Annotated in this window: 16 protein-coding genes; 10 read left to right on the top strand and 6 right to left on the bottom strand. The window is 56.1% G+C overall.

Going from position 1 to position 19,999, the window contains the following annotated elements; genetic code table 11:
• Positions 1 to 10: 10 nt before the first annotated feature.
• Positions 11 to 790, bottom strand: coding sequence for a tryptophan synthase subunit alpha (gene trpA / locus AC2IBB_RS01435; RefSeq protein ID WP_486331143.1), 780 nt, complete (start codon positions 788 to 790; stop codon positions 11 to 13).
• On the bottom strand, positions 780 to 2,060 hold the full coding sequence (gene trpB / locus AC2IBB_RS01430) for a tryptophan synthase subunit beta (RefSeq protein WP_486331142.1): 1,281 nt from the start codon (positions 2,058 to 2,060) through the stop codon (positions 780 to 782). The genes trpA and trpB overlap by 11 nt, the downstream gene beginning before the upstream one ends.
• 97 nt (positions 2,061 to 2,157) lie before the next feature.
• Between trpB and AC2IBB_RS01425 the strand changes: the two genes are divergently transcribed.
• The 5 genes from AC2IBB_RS01425 to AC2IBB_RS01405 all read left to right on the top strand — a co-directional run bounded on the left by AC2IBB_RS01425 (position 2,158) and on the right by AC2IBB_RS01405 (position 7,697).
• Complete coding sequence (locus tag AC2IBB_RS01425; protein WP_486331141.1) at positions 2,158 to 2,637, top strand: TetR/AcrR family transcriptional regulator; 480 nt, start codon at positions 2,158 to 2,160, stop codon at positions 2,635 to 2,637.
• Positions 2,634 to 3,944 (top strand): NAD(P)H-binding protein, encoded by a 1,311-nt coding sequence (locus AC2IBB_RS01420; protein WP_486331140.1) that lies wholly within the window; start codon positions 2,634 to 2,636, stop codon positions 3,942 to 3,944. Before AC2IBB_RS01425 ends, AC2IBB_RS01420 begins: the two co-directional genes overlap by 4 nt.
• Positions 3,945 to 3,959: 15 nt before the next feature.
• On the top strand, positions 3,960 to 4,430 hold the full coding sequence (locus AC2IBB_RS01415; protein WP_486331139.1) for a DUF2269 family protein: 471 nt from the start codon (positions 3,960 to 3,962) through the stop codon (positions 4,428 to 4,430).
• 599 nt (positions 4,431 to 5,029) lie between these two features.
• Entirely contained in the window at positions 5,030 to 7,012 is a 1,983-nt protein-coding gene (locus tag AC2IBB_RS01410; RefSeq protein ID WP_486331138.1) for an alpha/beta hydrolase family protein, read from the top strand.
• 172 nt (positions 7,013 to 7,184) lie between these two features.
• Positions 7,185 to 7,697 carry a M23 family metallopeptidase gene (locus AC2IBB_RS01405; protein WP_486331137.1) on the top strand — a complete coding sequence of 171 codons (513 nt, stop codon included), beginning with the start codon at positions 7,185 to 7,187 and terminating at the stop codon, positions 7,695 to 7,697.
• A 54-nt stretch (positions 7,698 to 7,751) separates the two neighbouring features.
• On the opposite strand, the gene AC2IBB_RS01400 is transcribed toward AC2IBB_RS01405, so the two are convergent.
• The 3 genes from AC2IBB_RS01400 to AC2IBB_RS01390 form a co-directional block, all read right to left on the bottom strand.
• Entirely contained in the window at positions 7,752 to 9,014 is a 1,263-nt protein-coding gene (locus AC2IBB_RS01400) for an OmpP1/FadL family transporter (RefSeq protein ID WP_486331136.1), read from the bottom strand.
• Positions 9,015 to 9,373: 359 nt separating this feature from the next.
• Complete coding sequence (locus AC2IBB_RS01395; RefSeq protein ID WP_486331135.1) at positions 9,374 to 10,870, bottom strand: trypsin-like serine protease; 1,497 nt, start codon at positions 10,868 to 10,870, stop codon at positions 9,374 to 9,376.
• A gap of 275 nt (positions 10,871 to 11,145) precedes the next feature.
• Positions 11,146 to 11,706: a YceB family lipoprotein gene (locus tag AC2IBB_RS01390; RefSeq protein ID WP_486331134.1), complete on the bottom strand. Its 561-nt coding sequence runs from the start codon at positions 11,704 to 11,706 to the stop codon at positions 11,146 to 11,148.
• 60 nt (positions 11,707 to 11,766) lie between these two features.
• Here AC2IBB_RS01390 and AC2IBB_RS01385 point away from each other — a divergent pair, with 60 nt between their 5' ends.
• A complete protein-coding gene (locus tag AC2IBB_RS01385; RefSeq protein WP_486331133.1) occupies positions 11,767 to 12,207 on the top strand; it encodes a GNAT family acetyltransferase in 441 nt (146 codons plus the stop codon).
• A 94-nt stretch (positions 12,208 to 12,301) separates the two neighbouring features.
• Entirely contained in the window at positions 12,302 to 12,859 is a 558-nt protein-coding gene (locus AC2IBB_RS01380) for a YceB family lipoprotein (RefSeq protein WP_486331132.1), read from the top strand.
• A gap of 26 nt (positions 12,860 to 12,885) precedes the next feature.
• Here AC2IBB_RS01380 and AC2IBB_RS01375 read toward each other — a convergent pair whose 3' ends face one another.
• Positions 12,886 to 13,881 carry a LysR family transcriptional regulator gene (locus AC2IBB_RS01375; protein WP_486331131.1) on the bottom strand — a complete coding sequence of 332 codons (996 nt, stop codon included), beginning with the start codon at positions 13,879 to 13,881 and terminating at the stop codon, positions 12,886 to 12,888.
• A 178-nt stretch (positions 13,882 to 14,059) separates the two neighbouring features.
• On the opposite strand from AC2IBB_RS01375, the gene AC2IBB_RS01370 reads away from it, so the two are divergent.
• Genes AC2IBB_RS01370 through AC2IBB_RS01360 form a run of 3 tightly spaced genes read left to right on the top strand, consistent with a single transcriptional unit; the run spans position 14,060 to position 19,967 of the window.
• A complete protein-coding gene (locus tag AC2IBB_RS01370) occupies positions 14,060 to 15,346 on the top strand; it encodes an efflux RND transporter periplasmic adaptor subunit (protein WP_486331130.1) in 1,287 nt (428 codons plus the stop codon).
• Between the two features lie 12 nt (positions 15,347 to 15,358).
• On the top strand, positions 15,359 to 18,532 hold the full coding sequence (locus AC2IBB_RS01365; protein ID WP_486331129.1) for an efflux RND transporter permease subunit: 3,174 nt from the start codon (positions 15,359 to 15,361) through the stop codon (positions 18,530 to 18,532).
• A complete protein-coding gene (locus AC2IBB_RS01360; protein WP_486331128.1) occupies positions 18,525 to 19,967 on the top strand; it encodes an efflux transporter outer membrane subunit in 1,443 nt (480 codons plus the stop codon). Before AC2IBB_RS01365 ends, AC2IBB_RS01360 begins: the two co-directional genes overlap by 8 nt.
• The last annotated feature ends 32 nt before the right edge of the window (positions 19,968 to 19,999 follow it).

Below are 19,999 nucleotides of genomic sequence, written 5' to 3'. Positions count from 1 at the left end.
GGGCGACGGATTACGCCGTCGCCTGACGCCCGCCCGCCGCCTCACATAGTTCCGCCATTCGCTCCGCGGCGGCGTCACCTCCAAACTTTCCTTGCCATTCAATATAGCGGGAGCAGACTGCCGCTACTTCCACGCGTCCTCGCAGTTGGCGCAAATCCTCTGCGCTGCGTACCCCGAAGCCAACTGTGAGAGGGAGTGAGGTATATCCCCTGAGTCGCGCAATATACGCATCGAACTCCGTGTCCCAGCGGGTTTGAGAGCCGGTGACGCCGGTGCGGGCAACCACGTAAAGCATACCCCGCGCGGCGTTGCTAATGCGTTGCAGGCGCTCCGGGGGGGTAACGGGCGTCACCATCATGATTGGCGCCAGTCCAAGTTTATCCAGTTGCGGTAAATGCGGCTCCAGTGCTTCCACAGGCAGGTCCGGAATGATCAGCCCCTTTAGGCCAGCCTTGGCCGCATCGATGAACAGCGGCTCAAGTCCATAACGGTAAAGCGGGTTAAGGTAGCTCATCAATAGAAAGCTCACCTGTGGGTGACGTCGAGAGACTTGCGCCGCCAACGTCAGCGCTTGTTTGACGCCACCGCCGTTCTTGAGGGCGACATGGCAGGCGTGAGCCAGGGTCGGGCCATCCGCCACTGGGTCGCTGAACGGAACTTGCAGCTCGATCATTTTCACGCCTGCGGCGACCAGTGCGTCAATGGCAGGCAGGTTGGCTTCAAGAGAGGGATAGCCCACCACCGCATGGGACATGACCAGCAGTTCTTGTGGTTTTTTCTCAGGCAACATCGACGGCGTTCTCCCCTTGCGTTGTTTGTGGTGTGAAATCCGGTTGGCGCGCCAGCTCGCGTTGCAGGAAGGCGGACCAATCTGGATGCGGGAAAGCGCGGGCCACATTGAAAATGTCTTTATCGCCGCGTCCACTCAAATTAATCACTACATGTTCGTTGGGCGACATCTGAGCCGCGCGGCGGAACCCGCCCGCCAATGCGTGGGAGGATTCCAGCGCAGGGATGATGCCTTCGTGTCGCAATAACGTCTCAAACGCCGCCAGGGCTTCCTCATCAGTGGCGGAATCTGGCGTTAATCGCCCGCGTTGGGCGAGGTCCGCCAGAATTGGCGATACGCCGACGTAGTCCAGTCCCGCCGCTACGCTGTGCGTGTGTCCAAGTTGTCCGTCAGCGTTCTGTAAGAAGAGTGTTTTGAAGCCCTGGGCGATGCCATCTTCGCCAGTTCCTTCCTGAAGTCGGATAGAGTGCTGACCTTCTTCGCGGCTGCGTCCGCCAGCTTCCACGCCTATCAATTCGACGTCATTCTGGTCGATATACGGCGCGAATGCGCCGAGGGCGTTGCTGCCGCCGCCCACACAGGCCACGACGCTGTCAGGATTGCGACCGATTTGGGACAGAGCCTGTTGCTGTAGCTCTTTGCCGATAATGCTCTGGAAATAAGCCACCAGCTCTGGGAAAGGCGCGGGGCCGCAGGCGGTGCCGAGCACGTAGTGGGTGTCTTCGAAACTGGCGGCCCAGTCCCGCAGCGCCTCGTCCATGGCTTCTTTCAAAGTGCGAGCGCCGGTGGCGACAGGAATGACCTCTGCACCCAGACGACGCATCCAGAACACATTGCCGTACTGACGCTCAATGTCATCCGCGCCCATATAAATGCGACACTCAAGGCCCAAACGAGCAGCCATGATCGCTGTGGCGAGCCCATGCTGACCGGCGCCGGTTTCGGCGATCACTCTACGTTTGCCCATGCGGCGCACCAGGAGGCCCTGGCCCAGTACGTTATTCACTTTGTGAGCCCCGGAGTGGTTGAGGTCTTCCCGTTTTAACCAAATCTGTGCGCCTCCGTTTACTTGAGACAGGCGTTCGCAGGGCGTGAGAGGCGTGGGTCTGCCACTGAATTGCTGCGCCAGAGTCTGATATTCTCGCCAGAAGTCAGGATCGTCGCGCAAACTGAAAAACAGGCGCTCCAGCTCCATCAGAGCGGGCGTCAGTATTTCCGGGGCGTAACGGCCGCCAAAGCTGCCGAACATACCGTTGTTGCTGCGGATCATGGCGATTTTCTCCTGTATTATTCGGGCCCATAAGGCATAATGGGGACGGTTCAAATTAAACTAAACTGTTTAGTTAAAATAAAGTGAAATTCTGAGCATGGCAAGAGCATCGAAGCGAGATTTTATTGTTGAGACGGCGACAGGGATTTTTTTGGAGCAGGGCTTCAAGGGAACATCGATCGATATGGTGGTCAACGCCTGCAAAGTGTCGAAACCGACGGTATACAATCATTTTCCCGACAAATCCCAGCTGATTGACGCCGTTATTGACGCCTGGCTCGTTGCGCAACGCCCGATCATGCCTGAATGCCATAATGAGGCGGCCCTGTGGCGGGAGTTAAAGCGAGAGTGGTGGCGCGGCGAGAGTGTCGCTATGTATCGTTTGATTATCGGTGAGGGCTGGCGTTTTGAGACGACCGCTCAGCGGTTTTGGCGCGAATATGATGCGAAATGGCGTGAAATTGTAGATAACTACGGGAAGAATCATCAGTTATCTGCAGATGACATCGCTTTGTTACAGGCCCGAGTCAGCCATGAGTTATGGACAAGACTCAGTCACGGAGACCAGGGTTCATGAAAATTTTACTGACTGGCGCTGGCGGGTTTATCGCCAGCGTCGTCCTGGAGAAGCTGCTGGAGCAAGGCTGTCAGGTAGTGGCGGTGGCGCGACGTCGCGCGAATATTCCTGTCTCAGATTCCGTCAGCTTCATTCAGGCGGATCTGCAAAACCTGACCCGCATGGAGGATTGGTCCCCTATGCTGGGAGACGTTGATACAGTGATTAATTGCGCAGGCATTTTGCGGGAGCCTCGCAAGGGAGACTTCGATCTGGTGCACTTTCAGGCCCCGAAAGCATTGGTGGAAGCCTGCCTGCAGAATGGCGTTGCGCGCTTTGTGCAGATTTCGGCGTTGGGAACAGAGCAGGATGGCGGTTTTATTACTTCCAAGCACAAGTTTGACGACTACCTCATGCGGGCGTTGCCGACGGCAGTGGTGTTGCGTCCTTCTGTGGTGCTGTCGGAAAGAGGATCGTATGGCGGCACTTCGTTACTGCGGGCTCTGGCGGCTTTGCCTTACCTGCTGTTCATCCCCGGTTCTGGCGATCAGAAAATTCAACCCATTCTGCTGGAGGACCTGGCGAGCGTCGTAGCGCAAGCAGCCATGCGGACGGATGACGAGCAAAGCCTGGAGCGCTCCAGTGGCGTGGCTTACACCGTGGGGTCGGAAGTCATCACATTGCGGGAATATCTCAGGTTGATGCGGCGATGGCTGAAGTTTCCCGCTGCAAAACGGGTCTCTGTTCCCTTGTCGTTAATCGGCTTGGTGGCCTGGATAGGGCAGCGGCTGGGAGCGGGGCCTCTTAATGATACGGTATGGGGCATGCTGCAGCGGGGGAACTATGCCGAGCCAGGCGCTTATGAGCAGGCTTGTGAGAAATTTGACTATGCGCCGCGTTCCGTGAAGGGATATTTACAGAATTCCGCCAGTTTTGTGCAGGATCGCTGGCACGCCAGGCTTTACCTGTTGCGGGAGCCCATATGGTTGACGCTGGTCGTAGTGTGGTTGCTTTCCGGCGTCGCCGGGATCGCGGCTCCTCCCGAGGCATTTGAGCCTATACTGAGGGCGATCAGTCTACCTGAATCTCTCTGGCGGCCTGCGGTGTGGCTCACCAGTCTGCTGGACATCGTTCTTGGAGCGTTATTGCTTAGACGACGCAATATGGCTTTGACCGGTCAATGCATGTTGTTGTGTGTGGTGGGATACACACTGACTTTGGGCGCGCTGGCGCCAGTCTTATGGCTGGAGCCATTGGGCGGACTGTTGAAGAACTTGCCATTGCTGTGTCTGTTGGGCGTATTTCTGGCTGTGGAAAAGTTGCGTTGAGAGAGGCGTTGTCGTATGGAGTGGTATCCCCTGGTCAAACTGATTCACATCCTTTCCTCCACCCTACTGTTTGGTACGGGACTGGGAACGGCGTTTTACATGTGGCGAGCGGATTGTACCGGTGATGTGCGGGTCATCGCCGTAGTGGCTCGCAACGTGGTGCTGGCGGACTGGTTGTTCACCACTCCGGCGGTGATTATCCAGCCGCTCACCGGCTTCTTGATGTTGCATTGGCTTAATATTCCCTACAGCACCCCCTGGATATGGATGAGTCTGGCGTTGTTCGTCCTGGTGGGCCTGTGCTGGCTACCGGTGGTCTGGTTACAGATACAGGTAGCCCGTGGAGCGGAAACGGCGGTGCGAGAGGGAACCGGTTTCAATTATCCCCACCGCGTTTACATGCGTATCTGGTATGCGCTGGGTTGGCCGGCTTTTTTCGCCGTTATTGGGATTTTCTATCTGATGGTGACCAAACAAGGCTGGTGATACGGATTTTGCAGGTTTGTTCGTATTAAAAAGGAGCATTTGCGGTTATCCGCCTGGGTAAATAATACGGAATCTCCGGATGTCGGTCTGATCTTTGCTAAGCTTTTGAAAAGAGTGGAATTACCATTTTACCCCGTTACAATTGCGATGAGGCTGGGCATATCTTCCAATCGTTGAGGGTGGCGCGAAGGAACGGTCCCAGCAGTCAGCTTCATGTTAATAATCAGGCGTAGGGATGCGCCTGCGCGGCGGTTAGCCGCGGGAGACAGGGTCTGACCTGTGCAGGCCCTGTCGTTGCAGGCAAATAGAAGGAAGCTATTTGTTTGCCTGATTGATAGTAAAACATGATGTCGGTCAGATGGGAACGCGAACGGCGACGGCCCGGAGACCGGGGAGAAAGGAGTTCTCTCCTCGCGGGAGGCGCGCGCGTGGCCGCCCACTGAGCAGTGACGAATGAGTTGTTAACGCAGTAATGGATGCGACGATCCGGTCCAGGTTAGACGTTCGCAGTCTGCGGTTTACGTTCCCTTTGCAGGCGGTTGGATTACACCGGCGCGCCTTACCGATGATGTCATATCACAACAAAAAGGGAATGATATATGAACATGGATCAAGAGAAGTCAGACGAATGCCTGGCTTTGAGGAAAGTTGTCGGCGCTTTTTTTATCACCGCCATGATATCCGCCCCGGCGCTCGCCGCAGACCTTGTCTGCTCCTATGGCGATGGCCAGACTTTTCTCAAATGGAATGAAGTCAATGACCCCACCGTCCGTTACCAAGTTTATCGGGGATCGCAGCCATTTCAGGTGAATGAAGCGACGCAGACAGTATTGGTGGGCGACGCGGAGATGCTCGGCGATGCGGAATTCGGCTCCGGGCTGAATAAGCGAAGGTCAGGACGGCCGTTCCTGACGCCTTATTTTCCGATGACGAAAGGCGAAGGCCTGTACGTGCACACGATCAGGCAGGACACCGCTACCGCTTATTACGCCGTGTTTCCCAATCGGGGCGGTCAGCGTCTGGAGTCCGTCGATGACGTATCCTTCGGGTGTGCGGTCAGCAACGAAAGGGTGGCGAAAACTACGCCTTTCCTGCAGGAAAACGAAGGCGGCGTTCAATACTTCACCCATTGGGGCGCGCATTACGACACCGCCGCGCAGAAAGCTTTCTCCAACATGCCCAGCCGTCCGTTCACTTTTGGCATAGAGGGCGATCTCAGTAAGCCGGACCAACCATTGTTTGTCGCCTTCCATCCACGACGCGCGGACCCGAGCAAGACGCCGGAGTTTGAGGTGAAGCCAGGCTCTTTCGATAACCCAGCCGAAGATGAGATTGTTTATTATCCAGAAAACTTCAACACCAATTTGCTTGATGCCTGTGACGGAGATGAGACACAGCCGATCTGTGAAAGAGGGCCTGTAGAGTTTGTGAATGACTTTTGGTATGGCTACCCCGACCGCCTGGGGATTCGTCATTGCAGCGCCAAGGAGTTGCCCCGCAATAGCAATGGGCAAGTGATTATTCGCGATTACAGCCGGCAGAGGGTGCTGCATATCATTGGTTGGTTGAAGAGACGATTGATCAAGACGGGGGATGAGCTGAAACCTGTCATCGACCCTAATCGAGTGTACGCCGGGGGATACTCCATGGGCGGCATTGGCGCTTTGTTCACGGCGGTGGCGTCGCCGGACATATTCGCTGCGGTGATGGCCAGCGCGCCTAAACTCAACTTCGCCGCTTCCTACAGCGAACAGACGGATCAATGGGATATCGGTGAAACGGAACGTTGCTACGGCGATCATTTATGGGGCGATATACCTTCCAGTACGGTGTTTGTCGATTCCGACGGCGTTTGGATCTACGACCGACTGAATCTGAGTTACCTGGTGGAGCACACCCGGGCTGACTTGCCGATTATGTATATCATCAACGGCAAAAACGACAATGTCGTTAGCTGGGATGAAAAGCCGGAGTTCTACCAGACGATGGAAGCCAATAAGCAGTTGGGTTATTTCTTCTGGGATCAGCGCGTCAAAGGAGGTAAGGCTCATACGCCGGTGGGCGGAGAATGGGACCCGATGATCGATTTTTCCACGGTTTACGCCTATCGCAAAAACCAAAGCTATCCGGTGTTCACTAATGTGCTGGGAGCGGATGACCCGGGCGCCGGTTCGCCGATGGACGGGGATGCTGTGGGTGTTCTCAATGGTTATCTGACATGGGACACCAATACGATTGTGGACACGCCGGTGAGATTTCGCATGACGTTGAAGTTACGCAGTCTACGCAAGTGCGTCCGCTTCAATCCAGAGAGGGACTGTCTGCAGTTGGGTAAAGCCCATGCGCCGTCAGACATTGTGACGGCGGATGTCAGTTTCCGCGGCTTACAGAGTTTTGTAACGGAACCGAAGGGTGTCTATCTGTTCAAAGCGACCAACCCTGAAAACCCTTCTGAGATATATCAGAGCGGGCTGGCGAAAGCTGACCCGGGCGGCTTGATCACGATTGAAGGGCTGCAGGTCAGAGACGCGGGCGTTACGGTGCTTCTTGGCAAAGCGGAGGACGCCGCCGAGCGGCCCTAGCCCGTCCCCTTTTCATCTTTTGACGCCGCTGCATTCTGGCGGCGTTAACCCGCCTGCAGTTCATCTTCAGTTGCGCAGAGTCTGAGGACTTTGTAAGGTCGGCGCTTTAATCTCTTTATCGCGGACTGACTTATCGCCAGTGCGACGATCGAAAATAGAGCTGGCATAGGCTGTGAAAAAGAAACGTGTTCTGCTTATTTTATTAGGAATAATCATTGTTTGGGCGGCGGCGCCGGAGTCTCCGATCATACCGGTGCAGGGAGCGACCAGCAAAGACTGGAACGCCAATACATTTTGGTATGAACCCTGGGGGAGATCCGGGGTGCACAAAGGAATAGATATCTTCGCTGATGCGGGAACGCCATTGGCGTCTCCTACCTATGGCGTCGTGGTGTTTCGTGGCGATCTTGGTTTGGGCGGAAAAGTGGTGGCGGTGCTGGGGCCGAAATGGCGCATACATTACTTCGCGCATCTTAAGGATCAGGCGGTATATCCTGGCTATCTGGTGCGTACGGGAACGTCGTTAGGAACCGTGGGAGACACTGGCAACGCGAAAGGCAAGCCGCCTCATTTGCATTACTCAGTCGTGACGCTGCTTCCTTACCCGTGGCGGGCGGATGACTCTACGCAAGGCTGGAAGAAAATGTTCTTTCTCGATCCCAACGAAGTGTTGGGCGTGAAGTGAGTCTGTCGAGCCTGAAAGAAATAAAGCGCCTGGGAGGCAGGCGCTTTGGGGAGATTACATTACCCAGTTCAACTGTACGGAGTACAGATTGGCGTCGCCTTCGGAGGAACCGCTGAATGTACCCGTACTCTCATTTGTCTCGGACAAATAGACCTTATCGCCGTTCAAGTGGGTATAGCCTGCATCAACACTGATGTTGGCGTTGACTTTATAGGTAGCGCCAATGCTGTACCACATCCGGTCCGCGTCAGGGATGCTCAGGCTACGGTTTTCTTCCGCAACAGGGGTTTCGTCCAGCGCCAGGCCTGCTCTCAAGGTCAGGTTATTGTCGACATTATAGGTCGCGCCAATCGCGTAACGGATGGAGTCGTCCCAGTTCTCATGTTTCAAAACTTCATCTTCACCACTGTTCAAGTTCACTTCCAGTTTGTCGAAGTTTTCCCAACCCATATAGGTAACGCTGGCATGCACAGCCAGTTGGTCATTAATACGTTGGAATAAGGACAGTTCGGTGATGTCGGGCAGATCTACCGTTAATGAGCCGCTGTCATTATATTCGGCCACGGTGTCCGACTTGATTTCGCCTTCCAGCTTAATGGATAACTTGGAGCGATACGACAGTCCCAAGCGGGTATCCTGACTTAGGTTCCAAAGTACGCCTGCGTTCCAGCCCCAGGTATCGCCATCGCCGGAAAGGTCGACGTTCTTGGCTCTAGACAGGCCCGTTATCCCATCGGGCATAGTGGAAAGTAGCTCTGCTTCCGCCTTCACATAGTTGATGCCAAAGCCCATGCTAAATTGGTCACTTAACTTATAAGCAATGCTAGGGTTGATATTAACTGTCGTGATGCTGGTCTTATTGGCGATATCGCTAGCGCCGAAAGTATCGCCGTAATTAGTTTCCAAGCCAAAGTTGGAAAATGCGCCGATGCCAAGCGTTACTTGGTCGTTTAAGGGGTGCACATAGTAAACGGCGGGCACCAATGCGCTGGGAGCCGCGCTATCTTTATTAGCCTCTCTGGAAGGAACTGGTAGAGGAAATTCTGAGAAGTCTCTTTCTCCATCAACCTCCACGTTAGGATCGATATAACTCAATGCGCCGCTGAAGGTGGCTTTTTCGATCAGGGACATAGCCGCGGGATTGGCCGCCAGCACGCTGGCGTCGTCTGCGATTGCGGCTTCGCCGGCATAGGCCCGGCCCATGCCTGACGCGCTGTGTTCTACTAGCTGGAAACCTGCCGCCAATGCGGAATTACTCAGGGCCAGTGCTGCGCCGGTCACTAGAGACCTTACTACTTTATCTTGAAAGTGCTTCATCAATTTCCACGCTTTTATTAGATTTTTTACGATGTCGTGTAACGGGTAAATTACCCGTCTCTTGAAAAGAGAGGATACAGGGTAGGCGTGAGGCTCGCTTCCGCCAATTGGCGTAAATTACTGTGATTGTTCGATTTTTAGGCGTCCTGCCTGAGAGGGCGCGTGGTTGCTGGGTTTTGCTAAAACATTAATTTTGTTAATTTTTATTAACTACGCCTTTTGAACTACCAAAAACGTGACGTTTAGGGGGCGGAGGCGTTCATCACTCCACAAACTTGCGTATCGGGGAAGCGGTGGCGGGAGGACAATTAGCGGGGTAAGGGCGAGGGAGGCGGCGCAATTGCGCCGCCCGTTAGGGTTTATTGAGATGTCCACTCCAAGGTGACGCCGCTGAAGTCACGATAACCACGCAGACTCATGAACCATTCGCCGGCTGAAGGGTTAGGAATGACGCAGGACTCATTATTGCCGTCTTTATATGGGCGGCACTGGAAGCGACTGCCGCTGGGCTGTCTGCCCTGGCGCACATACAGGTCGGCGTCGCCGCTGCCGCCGGAGATCTTAACGGTCAACGTCGAAACGCCTTCAGGGATGATGTCGTTGAAATGCAGCCACTCGCCAGAACCGCCGCTCAAGCCGCTCTCAACGCCGTTGCCTTCACTGCCGTCGCCGTTGTCACCGCCATCGTCGCCACCGCTGTATGAGCCGGTCAGGCTCAGACCGCTGTAGGCGCTGTAGCCCTGCAGCATGACATAGTACTTGCCAGGTTTTACAGGGAGGTCTGCACAGGTTTCGTTGTTGCCGTTTTTGTAGGGGCGGCAGTCATAGCTGGAGGAAGTCGGCTTACCGCCTGCTTTTACATATAGGTCGGCGTCGCCGGAACCGCCTTCAATTTGGAAGGAAAGGTCGCTGGCGCCAGAGGGGACGTCCAGCACATAGTATTTAGAGCTGCCAGCGGAGCCGCTCAGATTAGTCAGCGCCTTGCCGTTGCTCATGCTGACGGCGTCGCCGTTGTCGCCATCATCGCCGCCGTCGTCACCACCATCATCGCCGCCAGTGTGGGTGTTTATCCAGCTGGTGAAGCTGGGGACGGCTGTATAGACCCCATACTTATTCGGGCGCGCGCAACCGTCGCCCCAACTGACTACACCCAACTGCCGGAACTCGCCCGCCTGATTGATAAACAAGGGGCCGCCGGAATCGCCCTGACAGGAGTCCTTACCGCCCTGCTTGAGGCCGGCGCAGACGTTATGGTTGTGAATATTGCTGCTGCCATAGGCGCTGCGGCATTCTTCCAGGGACACCACAGGCACATCCACTTTCTGCAGCGAGTTGGGAGAGCTGCCGCCCTCGGAAGTGTCGCCCCAGCCAATAACCGTCGTCATGAGGCCGTCGTAGATGTCATTGCCTTCCCCGAGGGTGATGCGGGTGTATTTTTCGTCGATCTTCTGCGCCACTTTCAACAGCGCGATGTCGTTCTGCATGGTGTTCGAGTTATAGCCAGGGTGGTTGATGACTTCCGTCACCTGAATCACCTGGGCGTCGCTCATGTCGTTCTGGCGGTGCAGGCCGACAACGGCCTTGAAGCTGCTGGCGGAGCGGCCTGACGTACAGTGCGCAGCCGTGAGCACATAGTAGTCGCTGACCACGGAGGCGCCGCACCACTGTCCGCCGTTGTATTGCAGATACACCATGAATGGGAATTCGCCGGGAGAGGCTTCTTCTCCACCGACGATTTTTGCGGTAATGCTACGGTAGGATTCAATATTATCGGGGCCGCTTGCGGAGGCGTTGGCGGCGGTGAACGTCAGTCCGGTCATTATCCCTGCAAGCAGGTTTTTTTTGCACAGTTTCATTGTTGGTTCCATTGCATGAGATTGTTTTATTAGAGAGAGCTTTTTCTTAGTTGTATCGATTGCTCCCCGTCGGCTGTGCACCAAGGCGAGAGGGGACTGCGCTCCCGCGGCTCCTTTATATTTATTGGTGTTCAGATTATAAACCATACATCCACCTCCGAATGCCTTCAATTCGGTCGAATGTCTTAGGAATAGGGGCCTACGTATGGGGTTATCCGGCCTTACCGGCAAACCAATATAGCGGTGAAGCTGAGATTATGTATCACCTGTACAGCCTAGGCGTTGTTGGTCGAGGTCTCACAGTTTTGTCGTGAGGAGCGAAAGCGCACCCGCAGTTTGCCGCGACGGACCTCCACGTTTTTCACCAGACTGCGCGCCAACCGGTGACGCAGGCTATCCATGCGGAACTGAAATATGGGCGCGCCTGCGACATAACGGGATAGCGCAATACGCACGGCGGCGCGCGCCGGTTTGAGATAGCGGCTGGGGATAGGATGTATTTGTAAATCATTGATTTGCGGGTCGAAGAGATAAAAGGCGCCTTCCTGCCGTGAGTAGGAGAGAACGCCCTCCATTTCCACGATGCCAGTGGAGATGAAGCCGCCTGGAATCTGCAGTTTCACCTTGGCGCCGATGGCGATGCGATTGCGGGCGTCGTCCAGGCGCACCCAGGGATCATGTAAACGTACGCCCAGTAAATACTTTTTGGTCTCGATGGGAAAGTGCGCGGTGAGATAACGCTGCAAGTCCAGCTCGGTCAGCGCCAGCCTGTACGCCAGCGCTCTGACGATGCTGCGACTGATTTTGTAAGTCCATGCGAGCCTTAAGTTTTGCATACCGCGCTTTATTGTGTTGTGTTAGGCGTCATGTTCAATTCCTGACGGAGATGTCTGGTCATGGTAACCAGTAGTGAGTCTGAACTGATAATAAGAACTTTCCAGCGGCAAGATGAAGACGAGGTCCTCGTTTTGTGGGAAAAGTGCGGCTTAGTGCGACCCTGGAACGACCCGCGCAAGGATATTCGCCGCAAACTGGAGGTCGGCTCCGATTTGTTTCTGGTGGGAGAATGGCGTGGACGGGCGGTTGCGACAGTGATGGGCGGTTATGAGGGACATCGCGGATGGGTGAACTATCTGGCGGTGGACCCACAGCATCAGCGTTCGGGGTGGGGGCGCGCCTTGATGGATGAATTGCAAAGACGGCTGCTGGCGCTGAACTGCCCGAAGATAAACTTACAGATTCGTAAGGATAATCTGACGGCTATCGGGTTTTATACTGCCCTGGGCTATTTGGAGGATCAGTCCGTCAGCATGGGAAAACGACTGATTCCGGACTGATTCACCTCCCTGCGACGCGACGTGGATATACGCTATTGCCCCCCGCGTCGGCATATTGCAGGATGGACGACAAAGAACTCTGGAAATGATCCACATGAAAAAACTGTTTTTACCTATTTTGATTTTGATCTCTCTTTTGAGCGGCTGTGCGACCTTGTCGCCGTTCAGCATCAGCGAGGCCACGCTGGAGAGTTACATGCAGGAGCAGGTGGGTCGCTATGACCGCCAGCAGCTGGAATCCGGATCGCCATTGTCATTGGCGCTCGACAAAGTGGATGTCACCTTGGGCCCTGAAGGTCGCGATGTGGCGGTGCTGGAGTTAAACGGCGAAGTGGCGGTCAACGCGCTGATGGCGAAACTGCCGGTGGGCGTTTTCCTGAAAGTAGAGGGCGCGCCTTATTACAACAGCCAGGAAAAAGCGGTGTATATCCGTCGCCTGCGCTTGCTGGACAGCCGTATCGACTCCCCTTACTTCAAAGGCGATTTCAAGCCGGTGACGGACAACGCCATGCGCTTCCTGGCGCAGATGCTGGAAACCATGCCGGTATATCGCCTGGACGACGCCAATCTGGCGGGGCAGTTTATGTCTCTGACCAATATGGACCTCAAAGTAGCGCCGGGCAAACTGGTGTTTGTGCCTTCCGATAAGTAACCCTTTTGGACTGGCCGCTCTGGCGGTCAGTCTATGATCAGCTTACTCTTACTCTCTTCCTCTGTCGTTTCATCCCATGGACGTAAATGACATACCTGCGGACAACAGCTTGGCAGGTATTTAAGCCACTCGGCGATAGTGAAAAACTTGATCTTTTCTCTCAGCCACAGCACCCCGGGGTCACGGTCATGGCGGGCGTGCCAGATCATGGACACGGGGGTAGGGCGTATCTCCAGGGGCGGCTTAGTGACGTGCAGCGAGCCGCATTTAGCGCCTTTGGCGATCACCATGTTGGGGACGATGGAAATCAGGTCGCTGCCTTCCAGCAACGCTGGCACGGAGGCGAAATGATTCACAGTCATCGCCACCCGGCGGCTGAGCCCCTGCTGACTGAGCGTAATGTCAACGAACCCGGTAGCCTCTCCGGTTAAAGTCACCAGCAGGTGGTCCGCCTTTAGGTATTTCTCCAGCGTCAGCGGCTCCGCCGCCAGGGGGTGGTCTTTACGCATCGCGCAGACATAATCGCTTTCGAACAGGAAGTCATTACGGAACGAGGTGCGAAACTCCTGCATCACACCTACGATCAGATCCACTTCGCCGTTAGTCAGGATGCTTTCTGAGTTGTTGCCATTGGCGGGGACCGCATGCAGGTCGATATTAGGCGCCTCCGTCTCCACCATTCTGCGCATGGGCAGCCAGATCAGGTCCGTGGTGATATCGCTCATGCCCACGCGGAAGCGTCTGCGCGTCGTGGATGGGTCGAAGTCTTGCGGGTTGACCGCATCCTTCAGTTGAATCAGCGGGCCGCTGACCTGGTGCCACAGGCTGAGCGCGTGGGTGGTGGGCTGGATGCCGCGCCCGTTTTTTACGAACAAGGGATCGTTCCAGACCTGGCGCATGCGCGCCACCGCATTGGAGACTGCAGGCTGGGTCATGGAAAGCCGCTCAGCTGCGCCGCTAATGGAGTTTTCGGTCATGATGGCGTCGAAAATAACGAGCAAATTCAGATCTATATTACGCATATCGAGTCTTCATATAAAAATTAGTGATGTATCGAATATTAAATATAAATTAGACGATATCAATGATTACGAACAGAATGCAAGCATCGCAAAAAACCTGAGGCGCTAACGGAGTTACTGACAGCAGGTTGTCAGTAGAGGCCGGTTATTGTGCGCCTGTCAGTCAAAGGAGCTTGTCATGAAATTTCCCAGATCTCTCATTCTATACGGAGCGGCAGTGTCGTCGGCAGTCCTGTTGAGCGCCTGCCAGCCCGCTGAGTCTCCCCAACAGCAAGGCCACGCCATGCCGGCGCCGGCTGTGGACGTCGCTACAGTTATTAACGAGCCCGTTACGGAATGGGATGAGTTCACGGGTCGTCTGGAGGCGACCCAAACGGTAGAGTTGCGCCCCCGCGTGTCAGGATACATTGATAAGGTGGCCTTTGAAGAGGGCGCCAGAGTCAAGAAAGGCGACTTACTGTTTGAAATCGATCCGCGCTCATTTCAGGCGGAAGTCAATCGCCTGAGCGCAGAGCTGACCAGTTCGGAAGCGCGTTTGGAACTCGCTGAGCGCGATATGAAGCGGGCGCAAAGTTTGAAAAAGCAGAACGCCATTTCCGTGGAGCAGGTGGACAGCCGCGAGAGTCAGTTGAGTCAGGCCCGGGCGCAGGTGCAGTCCACCCGGGCGGCGCTGGAATCCGCCAAGTTGAATCTGAGCTTCACCAAAGTGACTGCGCCGATCTCCGGCCGCGTCTCCCGCGCCATTATTACTGAAGGCAACTATGTGCAGGCCGGTCAGAGTCTGCTGACTACATTGGTGTCGGTGGATAAGGTCTACGCCTACTTTGACGCTGATGAGCGCACTTATCTGAAATACCGCGAGCAGGTGGCCCGTGGCGACCGTCCCAGCGCACGCGATGGGGATAACCCCGCGTTGATGAGTCTGGCTGACGAGCAGGACTATTCCCACGCTGGCTACATCGACTTCCTGGATAACCGGGTGAATCCGCAAACCGGCACCATTCGCGGGCGGGCGGTGTTTGATAATCAGAACGATGAGTTCACTCCCGGCTTGTTCGCGCGGGTCAGAATCATCGCCAGCGGCCGCCATGAAGGCATCCTGATCAGCGACCGCGCCATCAATACGGATCTGAGCAACAAGTTCGTTCTGGTGCTTGGCGAGGACAACAAAGTGAATTACCGCCCGGTGGAGTTGGGACCGAAAGTGGATGGCTTGCGCTTGATCCGCAACGGTTTGCAGCCTGGCGAGAAAATCGTGGTGAACGGTCTGCAACGCGTGCGCCCCGGCGTTGAAGTGACTCCGCAGGAATCCGCCATGGTGGAGCCGGCGGCGCTGGAGCATTTCTATGCGCAACAGCGGATCGTTGAAAAGTATTTGACGGAGCAGGCCCGTCTGGAGGCGGCGCAGGCGTCCGCTCCGGCCAAGGCGACTCCTAACGCCGCTCTGGAACAGCCTCGCGGCTAAAGGTAAGCAGTTATGAATCTGTCGCAATATTTCATTCATCGGCCCATATTGGCCGGCGTACTGTCGATAATGATTTTTATCGCAGGCGCACTGGCGGTATTTGAGTTGCCAATAACCGAATATCCCGAGGTAGTTCCGCCTACGGTGGTGGTGAACGCCACCTATCCCGGCGCCAACCCGAAAGTCATTGCAGAAACCGTCGCGTCGCCGCTGGAGCAGGAGATCAACGGCGTTGAGAACATGCTCTATATGTCTTCCCAGGCCTCTTCTGACGGCCGCATGGCGTTGACGGTGACTTTCGCCCTGGGTACAGATCTGGACGAAGCTCAGGTGGACGTGCAGAACCGCGTCAGCCGCGCGCTGCCGCGTTTGCCCAACGAGGTGCAGCGTATAGGCGTCACCACAGAGAAATCGTCGCCGGACCTGACCATGGTGGTGCACATGGTGTCGCCGGATAACCGTTACGACACGCTGTATCTGGCGAACTACGCCACCTTGAACGTAAAAGACGCGCTGTCGCGCATCGAAGGCGTTGGCGCCGTGCGCGTGTTTGGCGCCGGGGATTACTCTCTGCGGATCTGGCTGGACCCCGAAAAAGTGGCGGCGTTGAATCTGACGACCAGCGATGTGCTGTACGCCATCCGTGAACAGAACCGGGCGGTGGCGGCGGGCACTCTGGCGGCGCCGCCGTCTCCCAGCGCCAGCGACTTCCAGTTGCTGATCAACGTTAAAGGCCGCCTGGAATCCACGGAAGAGTTTGAAAACATCATTGTCCGCGTTGGCCCGAATGGGGAAATGACCCGTCTGAAAGATGTCGGTCGCGTGGAGCTGGGCTCCAGCACTTATGCTTTGCGCTCTTTGTTGAATAATAAGCCTGCGGCGGCGTTGCCGATTTTCCAGCGTCCCGGCTCCAACGCTATTGAGATTTCCGATAACGTGCGCGCCACCATGGCGGAACTGAAAAAGACGTTCCCGGAAGGGGTGGACTACTCCATCGTTTACGATCCGACCGTTTTCGTGAAAGGCTCCATCAAAGCCGTGGTGCAAACCCTGCTGGAAGCCATTCTGCTGGTCGTCATCGTCGTGGTGCTGTTCCTGCAGACTTGGCGCGCTTCGATTATCCCGCTGGTGGCGGTGCCGGTATCCTTGGTGGGCACCTTTGCGGTGATGTATCTGTTCGGCTTCTCGCTGAACGCGCTGTCGCTGTTTGGATTGGTGTTGGCTATCGGCATCGTGGTGGATGACGCCATCGTGGTGGTGGAAAACGTCGAGCGTAATATCGAGTTGGGCATGACCCCGGTGGAAGCCACCAAACAGGCCATGAAAGAAGTTACCGGCCCGATTATCGCGACCTCTCTGGTGCTGAGCGCGGTATTTATTCCGACTGCGTTTATTTCTGGTCTCACCGGCCAGTTTTATAAACAGTTTGCGTTGACCATTGCGATCTCCACGATCATTTCGACGATCAACTCACTGACCCTGAGTCCGGCTCTGTCCGCTGTGCTGTTGAAACCGCATAGCGCCAAGAAAGATCTGTTGAGCCGCGTTATCGACGGCCTGTTCGGTCGCTGGTTGTTCGCGCCCTTCAACAAGTTTTTTGCGAAAGCGTCCAATGCCTATACCTGGGGCGTGAAACGCATCATTCGCGGCGGCCTGGTGATTCTGGTGGTGTACGGCGGTCTGATCGGTCTGACTTACCATCAGTTCCAGACAACGCCGGTAGGCTTTGTGCCGCAGCAGGACAAGCAGTACTTGGTGTCTTTCGCGCAGTTGCCGGATGCAGCCTCGCTGGATCGTACGGAAGACGTGATTCGGGAGATGTCTGAGATCGCATTGAAACATCCCGGCGTAGAGTCCGCCGTGGCGTTTCCCGGCTTGTCCGTGAACGGCTTCGTGAACAGCCCCAATAGCGGCATCGTATTCGTCACTTTGAAGCCTTTTGAGGAGCGCAAGGATCCGTCTCTGTCCGCCGGCGCTATCGCAGGACAGTTGAACGGGGAGTACAGCGCCATCAAGGAAGCCTTCGTGGCGATCTTTCCACCCCCTCCCGTTATGGGATTGGGGACCATCGGCGGTTTCCGTCTGCAGATCGAGGATCGCGCCAGTATGGGTTACAACGAGCTGTATGCGCAGACCCAGAATATTGTGCAGAAAGCCTGGGCGACTCCTGGTTTGACCGGCCTGTTCAGCAGCTTCCAGGTTAATGTGCCGCAGATTGATGTGGATGTGGATCGGGAGAAGGCCAAGTCGCACAACGTGTCGTTGAACGATGTGTTTGAAACCATGCAGGTCAATATGGGCTCGCTGTATGTGAATGACTACAACCAGTTCGGGCGCACCTATCAGGTGAATGTGCAGGCGGAAGACGATTTCCGTCAGGAAGCGGATCAGATCAGTCGCCTGAAGGTGCGTAATGCGCAGGGCGACATGATTCCCATTGGCTCTTTCGTGAACGTGACGCACACGGCGGGGCCGGATCGGGTCATGCATTACAACGGCTATCCGACAGCGGAAATCAACGGCGCGCCGGCGCCGGGCTACAGCTCTGGTCAAGCGCAGGCGGCGATTGAGAAGCTGCTCAACGACGAATTGCCCAACGGCATGACCTATGAGTGGACCGAGCTGACTTATCAGCAGATTCTGGCGGGCAACACAGCGGTGTTCGTCTTCCCGCTGGTTGTTTTGCTGGTGTTCCTGGTGCTGGCGGCGCAGTACGAAAGCTGGTCGCTGCCATTGGCGATCATTCTGATCGTGCCGATGACGCTGCTGTCAGCCATGACCGGGGTGATTCTGTCTGGCGGCGATAACAATATCTTCACCCAGATCGGTCTCATTGTACTGGTGGGGCTGGCGACCAAGAACGCGATTCTGATCGTGGAGTTCGCAAAGGAGCGTCAGGACGCGGGTCTGAGTCTGATGGACGCCATTCTGGAAGCCTGTCGTTTGCGTCTGCGTCCGATTCTGATGACGTCACTGGCGTTCATCATGGGCGTGGCTCCATTGGTCTACTCCAGCGGCGCCGGCGCGGAGATGCGTCACGCCATGGGCGTCGCAGTGTTCTCCGGCATGATCGGGGTGACCATCTTTGGACTGCTGCTGACGCCGCTGTTCTATCACCTGATTCGTCGCTGGGTGAAAAAGCGTAATCCGCAGGAGGAGGCGCAAGGGGAGGTGGCTCATGCGTAAGTCGAAGCTTTTTATAGTCTCCGCACTCACTCTTGCTATGGCGGGATGCGTGACAGTGGGGCCTGATTATCAGGCTCCAGAACAGCTTGAGGCGCAGTTGCAGACGTTTAATCAACAGCAGTTTGACTTCCAGCGTATGGAAGAGAACTGGTGGGGGCAGTTCAATGATCCCCGAATTGAGAAACTGGTGGACATGGCGCTCGCCAATAACCATGACATCGCCAAGGCGCGGGCCAATGTGAAGGCGGCCTACGCCGCCTTTGAGGACAGTCGCGACGACTATTTTCCGAAAGGCGGCGCAGACGCTGAGTACAGCGCCTCTCGAGCGAAGTCGGCGCCGACTTTTTCTGACGCCGCCAAGGTGGAGCAATATTCCGCCGGAGGCGCCCTGAGCTGGAACCTGGACTTCTTCGGTCGCGTGACGCGGCTGATCGAAGCGGCCGAGGCGGAAGCCCTGTCCAGTGACGCAGCATTGCGCAACATGCAGGTGGAGATTATCGCCGAGGTCGTGCGCGTCTATGCAGACTTGCGTGGCGCTCAGGCGCAGGTTCAAGTGGCGCAGCGCAATCTGGAGAATTTGAAATCCGTCGTGGATCTGACGGAAGCCAAGTATAAGACGGGAGTCGGCGCAGAGCTGGATGTGGCGCGCAGTAAAGCGCAGTATGCCGGCGCCCAGGCTACGCTGGCGCCGTTACAGGCGCGCATCGCCCGCGATGAATATCGACTGGCGGTGCTGACTGGGTCGGAGCCCGGGAAGCTGGCGCTGGACTTAAGTTATCAGCCCATTCCTCAAGTGGCCACGGCGCTGGCCATTGGCGATCCTGCCGCGCTGTTGCGTCGTCGTCCTGACGTTCGCGTCGCCGAGCGCAGACTGGCTTCAACCAACGCCAGAATTGGCGTCGCGACGGCGGATCTGTTTCCCAAAGTGGAGATGACCGGCTTTTTGGGCTTCATTTCCGGTTCAGGGAGTGAGTTGTTGAAATCTTCCTCAGGCGCCTGGTCTGTCGCCCCCAGCCTGAACTGGGCGGTCTTCGACTGGGCCTCTCTGAAGGCGCGGGTGCGTGTGGCCGAGGCGCAGAATGAGGCGGCCCTGGAAGACTATCAGCAGACGGTCCTGCGGGCGTTGGAAGACGCACAGCTCAGCTTTGTTAATTATCACCAGAGCCAGCAACGCTATCTGCACTTGCAGGCGCAGGTGGAGAGCAGCACGCGGGCTCAGGAAATCGCCCAGGCGCAATACAAGGAAGGTTTTATCGATCTGCTGGTGTTGCTGGATACAGAGCGCACCCGCCTGGCGGCGGAAGACGCCGCTGTGCAGGCGGAGACCGATATCATGAAAGGCGTAGTGGACATTTACCGCTCCCTGGGCGGCGGCTGGGAAGCGCCGGCGGATAATGTCGCCACAACCGGCTCGGAGACGTTCACACGAGGCTAGCCCCTGTTTTCTGCGGCCATCTGACGTTGTCG

The sequence above is a fragment of the Hahella sp. NS-SX17 genome (assembly GCF_057367735.1).
This window is presented reverse-complemented; position numbering and strand designations above follow the sequence as displayed.

Bases quoted from the DNA above. Each gene is read 5' to 3' on its own strand.
- trpA (WP_486331143.1), bottom strand. From the start codon at position 790: ATGTTGCCTGAGAAAAAACCACAAGAACTGCTGGTCATGTCCCATGCG.
- trpB (WP_486331142.1), bottom strand. From the start codon at position 2,060: ATGATCCGCAGCAACAACGGTATGTTCGGCAGCTTTGGCGGCCGTTAC.
- AC2IBB_RS01425 (WP_486331141.1), top strand. From the start codon at position 2,158: ATGGCAAGAGCATCGAAGCGAGATTTTATTGTTGAGACGGCGACAGGG.
- AC2IBB_RS01420 (WP_486331140.1), top strand. From the start codon at position 2,634: ATGAAAATTTTACTGACTGGCGCTGGCGGGTTTATCGCCAGCGTCGTC.
- AC2IBB_RS01415 (WP_486331139.1), top strand. From the start codon at position 3,960: ATGGAGTGGTATCCCCTGGTCAAACTGATTCACATCCTTTCCTCCACC.
- AC2IBB_RS01410 (WP_486331138.1), top strand. From the start codon at position 5,030: ATGAACATGGATCAAGAGAAGTCAGACGAATGCCTGGCTTTGAGGAAA.
- AC2IBB_RS01400 (WP_486331136.1), bottom strand. From the start codon at position 9,014: ATGAAGCACTTTCAAGATAAAGTAGTAAGGTCTCTAGTGACCGGCGCA.
- AC2IBB_RS01395 (WP_486331135.1), bottom strand. From the start codon at position 10,870: ATGAAACTGTGCAAAAAAAACCTGCTTGCAGGGATAATGACCGGACTG.
- AC2IBB_RS01390 (WP_486331134.1), bottom strand. From the start codon at position 11,706: ATGCAAAACTTAAGGCTCGCATGGACTTACAAAATCAGTCGCAGCATC.
- AC2IBB_RS01385 (WP_486331133.1), top strand. From the start codon at position 11,767: ATGGTAACCAGTAGTGAGTCTGAACTGATAATAAGAACTTTCCAGCGG.
- AC2IBB_RS01380 (WP_486331132.1), top strand. From the start codon at position 12,302: ATGAAAAAACTGTTTTTACCTATTTTGATTTTGATCTCTCTTTTGAGC.
- AC2IBB_RS01375 (WP_486331131.1), bottom strand. From the start codon at position 13,881: ATGCGTAATATAGATCTGAATTTGCTCGTTATTTTCGACGCCATCATG.
- AC2IBB_RS01370 (WP_486331130.1), top strand. From the start codon at position 14,060: ATGAAATTTCCCAGATCTCTCATTCTATACGGAGCGGCAGTGTCGTCG.
- AC2IBB_RS01365 (WP_486331129.1), top strand. From the start codon at position 15,359: ATGAATCTGTCGCAATATTTCATTCATCGGCCCATATTGGCCGGCGTA.
- AC2IBB_RS01360 (WP_486331128.1), top strand. From the start codon at position 18,525: ATGCGTAAGTCGAAGCTTTTTATAGTCTCCGCACTCACTCTTGCTATG.